Origin of the sequence: Microbulbifer aestuariivivens, from assembly GCF_039545115.1 — a bacterium.
Classification (GTDB): domain Bacteria; phylum Pseudomonadota; class Gammaproteobacteria; order Pseudomonadales; family Cellvibrionaceae; genus Microbulbifer; species Microbulbifer aestuariivivens.
The window spans coordinates 93,975-109,715 of sequence record NZ_BAABRT010000011.1 but is presented as its reverse complement, the minus strand read 5'-3'; the positions used below and the strand labels follow the sequence as shown (position 1 = coordinate 109,715).

11 protein-coding genes and 1 tRNA gene are annotated in these 15,741 nt (G+C 59.2%); all 12 read left to right on the top strand.

The window, feature by feature from the left end; all coding sequences use genetic code 11:
• Positions 1–3 precede the first annotated feature (3 nt).
• A tRNA-Trp gene (locus ABEA58_RS08455) sits at positions 4–79 on the top strand.
• Between the two features lie 95 nt (positions 80–174).
• Entirely contained in the window at positions 175–543 is a 369-nt protein-coding gene (gene secE, locus ABEA58_RS08450) for a preprotein translocase subunit SecE (RefSeq protein WP_345550588.1), read from the top strand.
• A 9-nt stretch (positions 544–552) separates the two neighbouring features.
• Entirely contained in the window at positions 553–1,086 is a 534-nt protein-coding gene (gene nusG, locus ABEA58_RS08445) for a transcription termination/antitermination protein NusG (RefSeq protein WP_091517132.1), read from the top strand.
• A 167-nt stretch (positions 1,087–1,253) separates the two neighbouring features.
• Entirely contained in the window at positions 1,254–1,685 is a 432-nt protein-coding gene (gene rplK, locus ABEA58_RS08440; protein ID WP_345550586.1) for a 50S ribosomal protein L11, read from the top strand.
• A complete protein-coding gene (gene rplA, locus ABEA58_RS08435) occupies positions 1,686–2,384 on the top strand; it encodes a 50S ribosomal protein L1 (protein ID WP_345550584.1) in 699 nt (232 codons plus the stop codon). It begins immediately after the preceding gene.
• A gap of 242 nt (positions 2,385–2,626) precedes the next feature.
• Positions 2,627–3,121, top strand: a complete 495-nt coding sequence (gene rplJ, locus ABEA58_RS08430; protein WP_345550582.1) for a 50S ribosomal protein L10 — start codon at positions 2,627–2,629, stop codon at positions 3,119–3,121.
• Between the two features lie 78 nt (positions 3,122–3,199).
• Positions 3,200–3,568, top strand: coding sequence for a 50S ribosomal protein L7/L12 (rplL, locus tag ABEA58_RS08425; RefSeq protein ID WP_345550580.1), 369 nt, complete (start codon positions 3,200–3,202; stop codon positions 3,566–3,568).
• 320 nt (positions 3,569–3,888) lie between these two features.
• Positions 3,889–7,962 carry a DNA-directed RNA polymerase subunit beta gene (gene rpoB / locus ABEA58_RS08420; RefSeq protein WP_345550578.1) on the top strand — a complete coding sequence of 1,358 codons (4,074 nt, stop codon included), beginning with the start codon at positions 3,889–3,891 and terminating at the stop codon, positions 7,960–7,962.
• 122 nt (positions 7,963–8,084) lie between these two features.
• Positions 8,085–12,314 (top strand): DNA-directed RNA polymerase subunit beta', encoded by a 4,230-nt coding sequence (gene rpoC / locus ABEA58_RS08415; protein ID WP_345550576.1) that lies wholly within the window; start codon positions 8,085–8,087, stop codon positions 12,312–12,314.
• Between the two features lie 250 nt (positions 12,315–12,564).
• On the top strand, positions 12,565–12,936 hold the full coding sequence (gene rpsL, locus ABEA58_RS08410; protein ID WP_067087076.1) for a 30S ribosomal protein S12: 372 nt from the start codon (positions 12,565–12,567) through the stop codon (positions 12,934–12,936).
• Between the two features lie 116 nt (positions 12,937–13,052).
• Positions 13,053–13,523, top strand: a complete 471-nt coding sequence (rpsG, locus tag ABEA58_RS08405; RefSeq protein WP_345550572.1) for a 30S ribosomal protein S7 — start codon at positions 13,053–13,055, stop codon at positions 13,521–13,523.
• Between the two features lie 110 nt (positions 13,524–13,633).
• On the top strand, positions 13,634–15,739 hold the full coding sequence (gene fusA, locus ABEA58_RS08400) for an elongation factor G (protein ID WP_345550571.1): 2,106 nt from the start codon (positions 13,634–13,636) through the stop codon (positions 15,737–15,739).
• The last annotated feature ends 2 nt before the right edge of the window (positions 15,740–15,741 follow it).

Below are 15,741 nucleotides of genomic sequence, written 5' to 3'. Positions count from 1 at the left end.
TCTAGGCCAGTAGTTCAATTGGTAGAGCACCGGTCTCCAAAACCGGCTGTTGGGGGTTCGAGTCCCTCCTGGCCTGCCAACTTCCGAATCGCCCTGTCATGATAATGCCTGAGGGCGTCGCAAGCCTTGGATGACTTCTAGGTTTGTGTTTGTAAGCGCTAAGGGCTTCTTCGTATGAATGCTAAAGTAGAGGCGAAAACCTTTCGTCTTGACGGCCTGAAGTGGCTGCTGGTGGCTCTGCTGGTCGGTGCCGCCGTGGCGGGTAACTCCTACTACGCCGAATTCCCCATTCTGTACCGTGTACTGGCGATTGTTGCCTTGTGTCTCGTGGCGCTGTTTGTAGCGGCGAAAACCGCCAAGGGCAATGCGCTCTGGACCCTGCTGCGCGAGGCGCAGACCGAGGTTCGCCGGGTTGTATGGCCGTCTCGTCAGGAGGCCACCCAGACTACCGCGATTGTGGTGGTTTTCGTGCTCATTATGGCGCTGATTCTATGGGCGCTGGATTCTGCCCTCGGGTGGGCGGCTTCCAAGATCATCGGCTAAGGGTGACGCATGTCTAAGCATTGGTACGTAGTTCAGGCCTATTCCGGTTATGAAAAGCGCGTCGCCTCCTCTCTGAAGGAGCGCATCGAGCTGCACGAGATGGATCACCTGTTTGGTGAGGTGCTGGTACCCACCGAAGAGGTGGTTGAAATGCGCGCCGGCCAGAAGCGCAAGAGTGAGCGCAAATTCTTCCCGGGTTATGTGCTGGTGGAGATGGAGCTCAACGACGATACCTGGCACCTGGTCAAAGAGACCCCGCGAGTGCTGGGTTTTATCGGCGGCAAGGCGGACAAGCCGGCCCCGATCACCGACCGTGAAGCGCAGGCCATCCTCAATCGCATCGACGATTCGGTGGATAAGCCGAAGCCCAAGACCTTGTTCGAGCCTGGCGAGATGGTGCGGGTTATCGATGGTCCGTTTAATGATTTCAACGGTGTGGTGGAAGAGGTCAACTACGAGAAGAGTCGCCTGCGGGTGGCGGTGTTGATCTTTGGTCGTTCCACACCGGTTGAGTTGGAGTTCGGTCAGGTCGAGAAGACCTGAGGCGAAGCTGAAGGATTTGGCCCTCTCCCGCCCAAGGTGGGGGAGGGCTTTCGCGTCCCTGAAAGATGCTGCCTGAGCGGTCATCTCGGGGTGAGAGGGGAGCCCAGTCCTGTGGCCATGCGGCTGTTCAGGGCAGGCGTTAACACCCAGACAAAGAGGAAGCTGTAATGGCTAAGAAAGTAGAAGCTTACATCAAGCTGCAAGTTAAGGCCGGTCAGGCCAACCCGAGTCCGCCCGTCGGCCCTGCGCTGGGTCAGCACGGCGTGAACATCATGGAGTTCTGTAAGGCGTTCAACGCGCAGACCCAGAGCCTGGAGCCGGGCCTGCCGGTTCCGGTTGTGATCTCTGTTTACAGTGATCGCTCCTTCACCTTCATCATGAAGTCGCCGCCCGCCGCAGTACTGCTGCGCAAGGCTGCCAAGATCAAGAGTGGCTCCGGTCGTCCCAACACCGAGAAAGTGGGTAAGGTTACCCGCGCTCAGTTGGAAGAGATCGTTGAAATGAAGAAGGCCGACCTGACTGCGTCCGACCTGGACGCGGCCGTGCGCACTATCGCCGGTTCCGCACGCAGTGCTGGTATCGAAGTGGAGGGTGTGTAAGTGGCTAAGTTGAGCAAGCGTCAGCGCGCAATCGCTGAGAAGGTAGAGTCCGGCAAGGCTTACGGTTTCGATGACGCCGTCGCACTGCTGAAAGAGCTGTCAAACGTCAAGTTCGCCGAGACTGTCGATGCCTCTGTGAACCTGGGTATCGACCCGCGTAAATCCGACCAGGCTGTGCGTGGCGCGACCACTCTGCCTCACGGTACCGGTAAAGACGTGCGTGTTGCCGTCTTTACTCAGGGCGCCAATGCAGACGCCGCTAAAGAAGCCGGCGCCGACCTGGTGGGTATGGACGAGCTGGCGGCTGAAGTCAAAGCCGGCAAGATGGATTTCGACGTGGTGATCGCCTCTCCAGACGCCATGCGCGTTGTCGGTCAGCTGGGTCAGATCCTTGGTCCGCGTGGCCTGATGCCGAACCCGAAGACCGGTACCGTAACCCCGGACGTGGTTACTGCGGTGAAGAACGCCAAAGCTGGTCAGGTGCGTTTCCGCGCTGACAAAGGCGGCATCATCCACGGTGGTATCGGCAAGGTGAGCTTCGACGCGAAAGCGCTGAAAGAGAACCTGGAAGCATTGATCGCTGACCTGAAAAAGGCCAAGCCGGCTTCCGCGAAGGGTGTTTACCTGAAAAAGGTCACTCTGAGCACGACTATGGGCCCTGGTCTGACCATCGACCAGGCCTCTCTGGACATCAAGTAATACCCGTCCAGGGGAACCTAACTTTGGGGTCCGCGCTTCGCGCGGGCCGTCAAAGACCGTAGGCGTCAGCGGGAATCGGTTATCCGTTTCCCGCGGCTTAATTCCGGGGCGAAGTTGTTCGGCTCGGGGCCTACGCAGACGGTGTCGCCCAAACCAGTATTTTTTTACTGGATTTGAGCTGTAAGCACCGGAACGGATCGGGGCATTAGCGCCGGTCTTTTTTCAAATCCAGGAGTGACACTATGGCTATTGGACTCGAAGACAAGAAAGCAATTGTCGCAGAAGTCCAGCAGGCTGCTGAGGGTGCTCTGTCTGCGGTCGTTGCGGATTCCCGTGGCGTAACCGTGAATGACATGACTGCCCTGCGCAAAGAGGCTCGCGAGAACGGCGTTTGGTTGAAAGTCGTCCGCAATACTCTGGCGCGTCGCGCTCTGGCGGGAACTGATTACGAATGTCTCACTGAGAAATTCGTCGGTCCCAGCATTATCGCTTTCTCCAACGAACATCCGGGTGCCGGTGCGCGCATCCTGAGCCAGTTCGCCAAGGGGAACGACAAGCTGGAACTGAAAGGTGCCGCCTTTGAAGGCGCGATCACCGACGTCGCACTGTTGGCAAGTCTGCCGACGTACGACGAGGCGATCGCCAAGCTGATGAGCGTTCTGAAAGAAGCATCCGCTGGCAAGCTGGTCCGCACTATTGCGGCCGTTCGCGACCAAAAGGAGCAGGAAGCTGCCTAATTGTTTCGCTGAGGCGAAATGGTGGTTTTCAATCAAATTTCGAGCAGGCGACTGCTCAACCAAATCAGGTACTGACAAATGTCTCTGACTAAAGAAGATATCATCAATGCTGTTGCTGAAATGTCCGTTAAGGACGTTGTCGAGCTGATCGAGGCAATGGAAGAGAAGTTCGGCGTAACTGCGGCTGCTGCTGTTGTTGCTGGTCCGGCTGGCGGCGAAGCTGCTGCAGAAGAGAAGGACGAGTTTGACGTAATCCTGGCTTCTGCCGGCGAGAAGAAAGTCAACGTGATCAAGGTTGTTCGCGGCATCACCGGCCTGGGCCTGAAAGAAGCCAAGGCGCTGGTCGACGGCGCTCCGAGCCCGCTGAAAGAAGGCGTGAGCAAGGACGAAGCCGAAGACGCGAAGAAGCAGCTGGAAGAAGCTGGCGCAACTGTAGAGCTGAAGTAATTCGGCTGTTGCGCATCTCCGCTGTCCGTCGGTTTGACCGGCGGTCAGCGGCAAGGCTGGTGGGCATTTGTCCGCCGGCCTTTTTGCCGTTTTCGGCCTAGGTGTTTTTCCGCGCCACTGTCGCTGAGGCAGTCCAGCGGCCTAGTAGCACCTTAACGCACACCGGACGCGACTGAAAAGCGCCGGATTATGGAGAGGTTTCCGATCAGTGTAGCGCGCTGCACTGGTCAGAGACTTCTCACCCGGGAGAGCCCCGTATCGCCGGTCAGCCGGCCGGGGTTCCACTGAAGTCTTGTCACTGATCAAGCTGGGGAATATGAATGGCTTACTCATACACTGAGAAAAAACGCATCCGCAAGGATTTTGGCAAACTGCCAAAGGTCATGGACGTGCCTTTCCTGCTTGCGATACAGCTGGATTCTTATCGCAAATTCACACAGGCCGACTCTCGCCCTGACGACCGACTGGATGTCGGACTGCAAGCGGCGTTTAAGTCCGTATTTCCAATTGTTAGCTACTCCGGCAATGCCGCGCTGGAGTTTGTGAGCTATACGCTGGGCAAACCGGCATTCGATGTGCAGGAGTGTACGCTGCGCGGTGTCACCTATGCGTGTCCGCTGCGCGTGCGCGTGCGGCTGATCATTTACGATAAGGAATCTGCCAACAAGTCCATCAAGGACATCAAAGAGCAGGAAGTCTACATGGGCGAAATTCCGCTCATGACCGAAAACGGTACCTTTGTGATCAATGGTACCGAGCGCGTGATCGTCTCCCAGCTGCACCGTTCCCCGGGTGTGTTCTTTGATCATGACAAGGGCAAGACTCACTCTTCCGGCAAGCTGCTGTACGCCGCGCGGGTAATCCCTTACCGCGGCTCCTGGCTCGACTTCGAGTTCGATCCGAAGGATCTCGTCTATGTGCGTATCGACCGTCGCCGCAAGCTGCCGGCGACCATTCTGCTGCGCGCGCTCGGTTACAGCTCCGAAGAAATGCTCGACATGTTCTTCGACACCAGCAAGTTCGAGCTGCACGATGACTCTGTCAGCCTTGAGCTGATTCCATCGCGCCTGCGCGGTGATGTTGCCTCCTTTGATATCAAGGATGGCAAGGGCAAGGTGATTGTCGAAGAGGGGCGTCGGATTACCCCGCGTCATATCCGCCAGCTGGAAAAAGCCGCTGTTGATCGACTGGACGCGCCGCTGGATTACCTCTACGGCCGTGTTCTGGCCCATGACGTGATCGACGATTCCACCGGCGAAGTGGCCGTGGAATGTAATACCGAAATCACCGAAGAGGTGATCGGCAAGCTGCGCGCGCTGAACATTAAGAGCATCGAGACGTTGTACACCAACGACCTCGACCGCGGGCCGTTTATCTCCGATACCCTGCGCAGCGAGCCCTCGCGCACGCAGCTCGAGGCGCTGGTAGAAATTTACCGCATGATGCGCCCCGGCGAGCCGCCGACCAAGGAATCTGCCGAGTCCTTGTTTGAAAACCTGTTCTTCACCGACGAGCGCTATGACCTGTCTGCGGTAGGGCGGATGAAGTTCAACCGTCGCCTGGGGCGCGAGGACGAAACCGGTCCCGGCACTCTGAGCAAGGAGGACATCGTCGATGTCCTCAAGACCCTGGTGGAAATCCGCAACGGCAATGGCATGGTCGACGATATCGACCACCTCGGTAACCGCCGTGTGCGCTCCGTTGGCGAGATGGCTGAAAACCAGTTCCGCGTTGGCCTGGTGCGGGTAGAGCGCGCGGTCAAAGAGCGCCTGTCCATGGCCGAGAGCGAAGGCCTGATGCCGCAGGACCTGATCAACGCCAAGCCGGTGGCAGCGGCCGTGAAGGAATTTTTCGGTTCCTCGCAGCTGTCCCAGTTTATGGATCAGAACAACCCGCTGTCGGAAGTGACCCACAAGCGTCGTGTATCCGCACTCGGCCCGGGCGGTCTGACCCGCGAGCGCGCCGGCTTTGAGGTGCGCGACGTTCACCCGACCCACTACGGCCGCGTGTGCCCGATTGAAACACCGGAAGGTCCGAACATCGGTCTGATCAACTCACTGGCCACCTACGCCCGCGCCAACCACTACGGCTTCCTGGAAAGCCCGTACCGCAAGGTGGTGGACGGTCAGGTCACCGACGAGACCGAATACCTGTCCGCGATCAACGAAGCCAACTACGTGATCGCCCAGGCGTCGGCAGCGGTGGACGAGAACGGCCGCTTCACCGATGAGCTGGTCAGCGTTCGTTACAAGAACGAGTTCAGCCTCAAGGGCCCGTCGGAAATTCAGTACATGGACGTCTCCGCCAAGCAGGTGGTGTCCGTGGCGGCGGCGATGATTCCGTTCCTGGAGCACGACGATGCCAACCGCGCATTGATGGGCTCGAACATGCAGCGTCAGGCCGTACCGACCCTGCGTGCCGAAAAGCCGTTGGTAGGCACCGGCATGGAGCGCACCGTGGCGCGCGACTCCGGCGTGTGTGTGGTTGCCCGTCGCGGTGGTGTGATCGAGCGTGTCGATGCCAGCCGCGTGGTGGTGCGTGTTCACGACGACGAGGTGGAAGCTGGCGAGGCCGGTGTCGATCTCTACGGTCTGACCAAGTACACCCGCTCCAACCAGAACACCTGCATCAACCAGCGCCCCATCGTTAAGACCGGTGACGTGGTTGCCCGCGGTGACATCCTCGCCGACGGTCCGTCCGTGGACCTGGGTGAGCTGGCGCTGGGCCAGAATATGCGCATCGCGTTTATGCCCTGGAACGGTTACAACTTTGAGGACTCCATCCTCATCTCCGAGCGTGTGGTGCAGGAAGATCGCTTCACCACCATCCACATTCAGGAGCTGACCTGTATCGCCCGCGATACCAAGTTGGGCAGCGAGGAAATCACCGCGGACATCCCCAATGTGGGCGAGTCGGCGCTGAACAAGCTGGATGAGTCCGGCATCGTCTACATCGGTGCGGAAGTGGGCGCCGGCGATATTCTGGTGGGCAAGGTGACGCCGAAAGGTGAAGCCCAGCTGACACCGGAAGAAAAACTGCTGCGCGCCATCTTCGGCGAGAAGGCGTCCGACGTGAAGGACACCTCCCTGCGCGCGCCCAGCGGCACTCGCGGCACCGTTATCGATGTGCAGGTCTTCACCCGCGATGGTCTGCAGAAAGACCAGCGCTCCCTGGATATCGAGAAGGCCCAGCTGGACCAGGTGCGCAAGGACCTCAACGAGGAATTCCGCATCGTCGAGGCCGCCACTTTCGAGCGCCTGCAGGCTGCCCTGCAGGGTCAGAAAGTCGCTGGTGGCAAGGGCGTCAAGAAAGGCGACGAGCTGTCCGCGGAAGTTCTGGAAAAGTTGCCGCGCGAGGACTGGTTCAAGCTGCGCATGGCGGAAGAGAGCCTCAACGAACAGCTCGAAAAGGCCGAAGCCCAGCTCAAGGAGCGCCGCAAGCTGCTCGACGAGCAGTTCGAAGACAAGAAAAAGAAACTGGAGTCCGGCGACGACCTGGCTCCGGGTGTGCTGAAAATCGTCAAGGTGTACCTGGCGATCAAGCGCCGCATTCAGCCCGGCGACAAGATGGCTGGTCGCCACGGCAACAAGGGCGTGATCTCCGTGATCAAGCCCGTGGAAGATATGCCCTACGACGAAACCGGCGAGCCGGTGGACATCGTTCTCAACCCGCTGGGCGTACCATCGCGTATGAACGTGGGCCAGGTTCTGGAAATGCACCTGGGTATGGCCGCCAAAGGCCTGGGCGTCAAGATTGATCGCATGGTCAAGGAGAAGCAGGAGGCGGAGAAATTCCGCGGTTTCCTGGGTGAGGTCTACAACTCCACCGGCGGCCGTCACGAAGACCTGGATCAGCTCACCGACGAGGAAGTGCTGGCCATGGCCGAGAACCTGCGCAAGGGCGTGCCGATGGCGACTCCGGTCTTCGACGGTGCCGACGAAGGCGAGATCAAAAAGCTCCTGCGTCTGGCGGATGTGCCCGACTCCGGTCAGATCACCCTGTACGACGGCCGCACCGGTGATGCATTCGAGCGTCCGGTTACCGTGGGCTACATGTATATGCTGAAGCTGAACCACCTGGTGGACGACAAGATGCACGCCCGTTCCACCGGTTCCTACAGCCTGGTCACCCAGCAACCGCTGGGCGGTAAGGCGCAGTTCGGTGGTCAGCGCTTCGGTGAGATGGAGGTCTGGGCACTGGAGGCGTACGGCGCCGCCTACACCCTGCAGGAAATGCTCACGGTCAAATCCGATGACGTGGAAGGCCGGACCAAGATGTACAAGAACATCGTGGACTCCGACCACCGCATGGAGCCCGGCATGCCGGAATCCTTCAACGTACTGGTCAAGGAAATCCGTGCGCTCGGCATGAACTTCGAGCTGGAACACGACTGACCCGTAGCGGTGTGAGCGCCTGCTGACAGGCGATAGCAATAGAATGCCGGCAATCCCAGGGTAACGGGATGCCGGCGGGCCCGGCTGAGGCCGGGTTGACTACCTCAAGTGGAGGAAAGGCCTTGAAAGATTTGTTAAACCTGGTGAAAGCCCAGGAGCACCTGGAAGAGTTTGACGCCATCCGCATCGGTCTGGCGTCCCCGGACATGATCCGGTCCTGGTCCTACGGCGAAGTGAAAAAGCCGGAGACCATCAACTACCGTACCTTCAAGCCCGAGCGTGAAGGTCTGTTCTGCGCCAAGATCTTCGGCCCGGTCAAGGACTACGAGTGCCTGTGCGGCAAGTACAAGCGCATGAAGCACCGCGGCATCATCTGCGAGAAGTGCGGCGTGGAAGTAACCAAGGCCAAGGTGCGTCGCGAACGCATGGGTCATATCGAACTGGCGAGCCCGGTTGCGCACATCTGGTTCCTGAAGTCACTGCCGTCCCGTATCGGTCTGCTGCTGGACATGACCCTGCGCGATATCGAGCGGGTTCTGTACTTCGAATCCTATGTGGTCACCGATCCGGGCATGACGACTCTGGAGCGCGGCCAGCTGCTCAACGATGAGCAGTACTTTGAAGCGATGGAAGAATTCGCCGATGAGTTCGAGGCCAAGATGGGTGCCGAGGCGATCCAGGAACTGATGCACGACATCGACCTGCCGTCCGAGATTCAGCGCCTGCGCGAAGAGATCCCGGCCACCAATTCCGAGACCAAGATCAAGAAGCTGTCCAAGCGTCTGAAGCTCCTGGAAGCCTTCTACAAGTCCGGTAATAACCCGGAGTGGATGATCATGCAGGCGCTGCCGGTACTGCCGCCGGATCTGCGCCCGCTGGTGCCGCTGGATGGCGGTCGCTTCGCGACTTCCGACCTGAACGATCTGTACCGCCGTGTGATCAACCGCAACAACCGTTTGAAGCGCCTGCTGGAGCTGAATGCGCCGGACATCATCGTGCGCAACGAAAAGCGCATGCTGCAGGAGTCCGTGGACGCACTGCTGGATAACGGCCGTCGCGGCCGCGCCATCACCGGTTCCAACAAGCGCCCGCTGAAGTCCCTGGCTGACATGATCAAGGGTAAGCAGGGTCGTTTCCGTCAGAACCTGCTGGGTAAGCGCGTCGACTACTCCGGCCGTTCCGTGATCGTGGTGGGCCCGACCCTGCGCCTGCATCAGTGCGGCCTGCCCAAGAAAATGGCTCTGGAGCTGTTCAAGCCGTTTATTTTCGGCAAGCTGGAATCCCGCGGCCTGGCCACCACCATCAAGGCGGCCAAGAAGATGGTCGAGCGGGAAGAGGCGGTAGTGTGGGATATCCTCGACGAGGTCATCCGCGAGCACCCGGTACTGCTGAACCGCGCCCCGACCCTGCACCGTCTGGGTATCCAGGCATTTGAGCCGGTGCTGATTGAGGGCAAGGCCATTCAGCTGCACCCGCTGGTCTGCGCCGCCTACAACGCCGACTTCGACGGTGACCAGATGGCGGTACACGTACCGCTGACCATCGAGGCGCAGCTGGAATCCCGCGCCCTGATGATGTCCACCAACAACATCCTGTCACCCGCCAACGGTGAACCGATCATCGTGCCGTCTCAGGACGTGGTGCTGGGTCTGTACTGGATGACCCGCGAGCGCGTAAACGACAAAGGTGAAGGCATGGCCTTCTCCGATATCAAGGAAGTGAGCCGCGCCTTCTACGCCGGCCAGGTGGGCCTGCAGGCCAAGGTCAAGGTGCGCATTCGCGAAGTGATCGTCGGTGAAGACGGCGAGAAGCGCGAGAATACCGCGGTACAGGACACCACCGTTGGCCGTGCGCTGCTGTGGAACATCGTGCCCGAGGGCCTGCCCTTCGAGCTGGTCAACCAGCCGATGAAGAAGAAGGCCATTTCGCGCATCCTCAACGAGTGCTACCGCAAGGTGGGCCTGAAGGCGACGGTAATCTTTGCTGACCAGCTGATGTACACCGGTTTCGACTTCTCCACCAAGTCCGGTTCCTCCATTGGTGTGAACGACTTCGAGATCCCCGCCGCCAAGGCGGAGCTGATCGCGGCTGCCGAAGACGAAGTAAAAGAGATCGAGAGCCAGTTCGCCTCCGGTCTGGTAACCGCCGGTGAAAAGTACAACAAGGTGATCGATGTCTGGTCCCGCACCAACGACAAAGTCACCCAGGCGATGATGGCTGGCATCCGCAAAGAGAAAGTCATCGACCGCGAGGGCAAGGAAACCGAACAGGATTCCTTCAACTCCGTATACATGTACGCGGACTCCGGAGCCCGGGGTAGTGAGGCGCAGATTCGCCAGCTGGCCGGTATGCGTGGCCTGATGGCGCGTCCGGATGGCTCGATTATCGAGAACGCCATTACCGCGAACTTCCGTGAAGGTCTGTCGGTACTGCAGTACTTCATCTCTACCCACGGTGCCCGTAAGGGTCTGGCGGATACCGCTCTGAAGACCGCCAACTCCGGTTACCTGACCCGCCGTCTGGTGGACGTGGCGCAGGACGTGGTGATCACCGAGGTGGATTGTGGCACCGACAGCGGCCTGACCATGGCGCCGGTGATCGAGGGCGGTGACGTCATCGAGTCTCTGGGTGACCGCATTCTGGGCCGTGTTGTGGCCCGCGATGTGACCAAGCCTGGCAGCGACGAGATCGCGGTGCCGGCGGGTACCATGATCGACGAGAAATGGGTCGAGCGCATCGAGAGCATGGGTATCGACGAGGTACTGGTGCGCTCGCCGATCACCTGTGAGACCGCCCACGGCATCTGTTCTCAGTGTTATGGCCGCGACCTGGCCCGTGGCCACCGCGCCAACTCCGGTGAGTCTGTCGGCGTAGTTGCCGCACAGTCCATTGGTGAGCCGGGTACCCAGCTGACCATGCGGACCTTCCACATCGGTGGTGCGGCGAGCCGTGCCTCCGCCGCGGACAGTATCCAGGTCAAGCAGGGCGGTACCGTGCGGCTGCACAACGTGAAAGTGGTGGAAACCACCAATGACACCCTGGTGGCGGTATCCCGTTCCGGTGAACTGGCGCTGGCAGACAGCGCCGGCCGCGAGCGCGAGCGCTACAAGCTGCCTTACGGTGCCAACATCAGTGTGCGCGAAGGCACCGTGGTTGACCCCGGCCAGATCGTCGCCAAGTGGGACCCGCACACGCATCCGATCATCACCGAGGTGGCCGGCTGGGTGAAGCTGTCCGGCATGGAGGATGGCCTGTCCATCCGCAAGCAGACCGACGAGATCACCGGCCTGTCCTCTATTGAGGTGATCGATCCGGCCGAGCGTCCGTCCGCTGGTAAGGACCTGCGTCCGGCCGTGACCCTGGTGGATGAAAACGGTGAAGAGCTGACCCTGGCGAACAGCAATGCGCCGGCTCACTACGCACTGCCGCCCCGTGCGATCCTCAGCCTGAAAGATGGCGACAAGGTGAGCGTCGGTGACGTTATCGCCCGTATTCCGCAGGAATCCGGCGGTACCAAGGACATCACCGGTGGTCTGCCGCGGGTTGCCGACCTGTTCGAAGCGCGCAAGCCGAAGGAGCCGTCCATCCTGGCCGAGATCTCCGGTACTGTGTCGTTCGGTAAAGAGACCAAGGGCAAGGTTCGCCTGCAGATCACTCCGAAGGACGGCAAACCGCTGGCCAATGGCAAGGATCACTACGAGGTTCTTATTCCCAAGCACCGTCAGCTGACCGTGTTTGAGGGTGAAACGGTGGAGAAGGGCGAGGTGATCTCCGATGGCCCGTCCAACCCGCACGACATCCTGCGCCTCAAGGGCGTGGAAGAATTGGCGCGCTACATTACCAACGAAATTCAGGAGGTTTACCGCCTGCAGGGTGTAGGCATCAACGACAAGCACATCGAAGTGATCGTGCGTCAGATGCTGCGCAAGGTGGAAATCCTCGAGATGGGCGATTCCGAGTTCATCAAGGGCGACCAGGTTGAATACCAGCGCGTCATCGAGGAGAACGAGCGCCTGCGTGCCGAGAACAAGCAGCCGGCGCAGTTCGAACGCCTGTTGCTGGGTATTACCAAGGCGTCCCTGGCCACCGAGTCCTTCCTGTCCGCGGCCTCCTTCCAGGAGACCACCCGCGTACTGACCGAGGCGGCGGTGACCGGCAAGGAAGACAGCCTGCGCGGCCTGAAGGAAAACGTGGTGGTTGGCCGCCTGATTCCGGCGGGTACCGGCCTGGCGCACCACCTGGAGCGCAAGCGCAAGCGCAGCCTGCAGTTGACCGAAGGTTACGCCGAAGGCCCGTCTGCCGCGGAAGTAGAGGCAGCACTGACCGAGGCGCTGAAGTCCTCCGGGGAGTAATCCCGGTAGCGGGGTGTGAGCCCCGCCACCTGGAGGCCCTGCAGTTGATGCGGGGCCAATACCATGGGTGTCGGCATGAGTGAGCACTCACAAATATGTCGATTGACTCGCGGGATGGCCGGCTATAGAATGCGGCCCCCGCATATGGGGTGTGCCGTCTGGTGAGCGCGTTTGCGTGCCCGGGCGACATACACTGACGATTGGCCCTCACTGTCAGAGGTGGGGGCGTTTTATTTTGGAGTGATTTTTAATGGCAACGATCAACCAGTTGGTTCGTAAGCCGAGAAAACGCAAAGTCGAAAAAAGCGACGTTCCCGCTCTGCAGGCCAGCCCTCAGCGTCGTGGAGTTTGCACTCGCGTGTACACCACTACACCGAAGAAGCCGAACTCTGCACTGCGTAAGGTTTGCCGTGTACGCCTGACCAACGGCTACGAAGTAACTTCGTACATCGGTGGTGAGGGTCACAACCTGCAGGAGCACAGCGTGGTACTGATTCGCGGCGGTCGTGTAAAAGACCTGCCGGGTGTGCGTTACCACACTGTACGCGGTGCACTGGACTGTGCCGGCGTAAACGATCGCAAGCAGGGCCGTTCCAAGTACGGCGCCAAGCGACCCAAGTAAGGTTTACCCCTTATTTGACCCAATGCGTTTCGGTTTCCAACCGGAGTAAGGCTGAGCTCGCCGATTTGTATTTTTACGGCGGCGTCTCAGAGCAACCCTGAAGAGAGGCAATTACAATGCCAAGAAGACGAGTAGTCGCTAAACGCGAAGTACTGCCCGATCCTAAGTTCGGGAATGTCACCCTGGCCAAGTTCATGAACCATGTCATGATCAGCGGCAAAAAATCTGTAGCCGAGAGCATCGTTTACGGTGCCCTGGACCAGGTTTCAGAAAAACTGAACAAAGACCCCATCGAAGTATTCGAAGAGTCCCTGGAAAATATCGCCCCCATGGTGGAAGTAAAATCCCGCCGCGTTGGTGGTGCGACCTATCAGGTGCCGGTTGAAGTGCGTCCCGCCCGCCGTATGGCGCTGGCAATGCGCTGGCTGGTGGAGTTCTCCCGCAAGCGCGGCGAAAAATCCATGTCTCAGCGCCTGGCCAACGAAATGATCGACGCTTCCCAGAACAAGGGTGGCGCGGTTAAGAAGCGTGAAGATGTACACCGCATGGCGGAAGCCAACAAGGCGTTCTCTCACTACCGCTTCTAAGCCTCATGACTTTTTTCAAATTGCTGAAAAACAGCGTGAGACATTAATACCGAAAGGCAGCGTGGGAACATTCCCTGGCTGCCTTTTGCCGTTATATCGAGGATACAACTGTGGCACGTAAAACGCCTATCGAACGCTATCGCAATATCGGTATCTGCGCCCACGTAGATGCCGGTAAGACCACGACCACCGAGCGCGTACTCTTCTACACGGGCCTGTCCCACAAAATCGGTGAGGTGCACGAAGGCGCCGCCACCATGGACTGGATGGAACAGGAGCAGGAGCGTGGTATCACCATCACCTCTGCGGCAACCACCTGTTTCTGGGCCGGCATGCAGCAGCAGTTCCCGCAGCACCGCGTCAACATTATCGACACCCCCGGACACGTTGACTTCACCATCGAAGTAGAGCGCTCCCTGCGCGTACTCGACGGCGCAGTCGTGGTTCTGTGTGGTTCTTCCGGTGTACAGCCGCAGACCGAGACCGTATGGCGCCAGGCCAACAAGTACGAAGTTCCGCGTATGGTCTTCGTCAACAAGATGGACCGCGCCGGCGCGGACTTCCGCAAGGTAGTCGGTCAGCTGAAAACCCGTCTGAACGCCACTGCAGTACCGCTGCAGATGACCATCGGCGCCGAGGACGAGTTCAAAGGCGTTGTCGACCTGGTCAAGATGAAAGCCATCCTGTGGAACGAAGAAGACATGGGTATGACTTTCGACTACGCCGACATTCCGGCCGATATGCAGGATGAGTGCGAAGAAATGCGCGAGTTCCTGGTTGAGGCGGCCGCGGAAGCCAGCGAAGAGCTGATGGAAAAATACCTGGAAGATGGTGAGCTGACCGAAGAGGAAATCAAGGCAGCAATCCGTCAGCGTACCCTGGCCAACGAAATCGTACCGGTTCTTGGCGGTTCTGCGTTCAAGAACAAGGGCGTACAGGCGATGCTGGACGCGGTTATCGAATACCTGCCGGCGCCGACCGAAGTTAAGGCGATCGAAGGAACCCTGGACGATGGTGAAACCATCGAGACCCGTCAAGCCGACGACAACGCGCCTTTCGCCGCGCTGGCGTTCAAAATCGCCACCGACCCCTTCGTTGGAACCCTGACTTTCTTCCGCGTCTACTCCGGCAAGCTGGAGAGCGGCACCGCGGTATACAACTCCGTGAAAATGAAGAAAGAGCGTGTCGGCCGGATGGTGCAGATGCACTCCAACGACCGTAAGGAAATCAAGGAAGTACTGGCGGGTGATATCGCTGCGGCCATCGGCCTGAAGGACGTGACCACTGGTGACACCCTGTGTGCCGAAGACGCGAAGATCGTTCTCGAGCGCATGGAATTCCCCGAGCCGGTAATTTCCGTGGCGGTTGAGCCGAAGTCCAAGCCGGACCAGGAAAAAATGGGTATCGCGCTGGGCAAGCTGGCTCAGGAAGACCCGTCTTTCCGCGTCAAGACCGACGAGGAAACTGGCCAGACCATTATCTCCGGTATGGGCGAGCTGCACCTGGACATCATCGTTGATCGTATGCGTCGTGAGTTCAACGTCGAGGCGAACATCGGTAAGCCGCAGGTGGCTTATCGTGAAACCATCCGCAACACCACTGAAATCGAAGGCAAGTTCGTTCGTCAGTCCGGTGGTCGCGGTCAGTACGGTCACGTATGGGTGAAGTTCGAGCCGGCCGAAGACGAGTCGCAGGAAGGCCTCGAGTTTGAAAATGCCATCGTTGGCGGTGTGGTACCGAAGGAATACATTCCGGCGGTACAGAAGGGTATCGAAGAGCAGATGCAGAATGGTGTACTGGCGGGCTACCCGCTGCTGGGCCTGAAAGCAACACTGTACGACGGCTCCTTCCACGATGTGGACTCCAACGAAATGGCGTTTAAAATCGCCGCTTCCATGGCTACCAAGAAGCTGGCTCAGGTGGGCGGTGCAGTCCTGCTCGAGCCGATGATGAAAGTGGAAGTGGTTACTCCGGAAGAGAACATGGGTGATGTGGTTGGCGACCTCAACCGTCGTCGCGGCCTGATCCAGGGCATGGAAGACAGTGCTTCCGGCAAGGTGATTAACGCAGAAGTGCCGCTGGCCGAAATGTTCGGCTACGCCACCGACCTGCGTTCGGCCACTCAGGGCCGCGCCACCTACACCATGGAGTTCCTGAAGTACGCGGAAGCGCCTAAAAACGTTGCCGATGAGATCATCGCAAAAACCAAAGCTTAAGC

Excerpts from the sequence above, each read along its gene's own strand:
- rplK (WP_345550586.1), top strand. The coding sequence starts at position 1,254 with ATGGCTAAGAAAGTAGAAGCTTACATCAAGCTGCAAGTTAAGGCCGGT.
- rplJ (WP_345550582.1), top strand. The coding sequence starts at position 2,627 with ATGGCTATTGGACTCGAAGACAAGAAAGCAATTGTCGCAGAAGTCCAG.
- secE (WP_345550588.1), top strand. The coding sequence starts at position 175 with ATGAATGCTAAAGTAGAGGCGAAAACCTTTCGTCTTGACGGCCTGAAG.
- rplL (WP_345550580.1), top strand. The coding sequence starts at position 3,200 with ATGTCTCTGACTAAAGAAGATATCATCAATGCTGTTGCTGAAATGTCC.
- rpsL (WP_067087076.1), top strand. The coding sequence starts at position 12,565 with ATGGCAACGATCAACCAGTTGGTTCGTAAGCCGAGAAAACGCAAAGTC.
- nusG (WP_091517132.1), top strand. The coding sequence starts at position 553 with ATGTCTAAGCATTGGTACGTAGTTCAGGCCTATTCCGGTTATGAAAAG.
- rpoB (WP_345550578.1), top strand. The coding sequence starts at position 3,889 with ATGGCTTACTCATACACTGAGAAAAAACGCATCCGCAAGGATTTTGGC.
- rpsG (WP_345550572.1), top strand. The coding sequence starts at position 13,053 with ATGCCAAGAAGACGAGTAGTCGCTAAACGCGAAGTACTGCCCGATCCT.